The 607-nt window shown below is 65.7% G+C and carries 1 protein-coding gene; it reads right to left on the bottom strand.

Translation table 11 applies throughout. The features are described from left to right. Positions 1-607 (bottom strand): AMP-binding protein (locus P3H15_RS54365; protein ID WP_276144881.1); only part of this gene is annotated, 607 nt, incomplete at both ends.

Here is a 607-nt window from a genome sequence, read left to right as displayed (position 1 = left end):
TGAACACGACGTTGGACCGTGCGAGCAGTTCGCTCGCAGCACCGGTCTGCGGATCGGATTCGCTCAACTCGAGGCGAACACCCAGCGCAGGTGCGCCGGCGCGGGTCAGTCGCGCGGCCCGGTTCTCGGGGCTGAGCGCGTCCCACTCTGCGCGAGCTCGATTGACGGTCAGCAGCGGGGAGGTCTCGGTGAGACCGTAGATCTGGATGAACTCCCAGCCGAGCTCTTCCTCCACACGTGTGATGGTCTTGGTCGGTGGTGGGGCCCCGGCCAGGATGATGCGAACCTTGTTGCGCCCGGGGATCTCTCCGTCCCAGGTCTGTGCGGCCTCGAGAACTGCTGCGGCGACCGCGGGTGCCGCGCACATGATGGTGACACCGTGGTCGCGAACGCGGCGGAGAATCTCTGCGCCGTCCACCTTGCGCAGCACGACTTGCTTGGCGCCCAGACCGGCCATGGCGAACGGCATACCCCAACCGTTGGCGTGGAACATCGGCAGTGTGTGCAGGTATACGTCACGATCGATGACGGTGGTGTGCAAGGCCAGGGTGACCGCGTTGAGCCAGAGGTTGCGGTGCGTGATCTGCACACCTTTGGGTCGTGCCGT

Origin of the sequence: Rhodococcus sp. T2V (genome assembly GCF_029269925.1) — a bacterium.
Taxonomy (GTDB): Bacteria; Actinomycetota; Actinomycetes; order Mycobacteriales; family Mycobacteriaceae; genus Rhodococcus_F; species Rhodococcus_F koreensis.
Note: the sequence above shows the minus strand (reverse complement) of the source record. Positions and strands in the feature narration are given on the sequence as shown.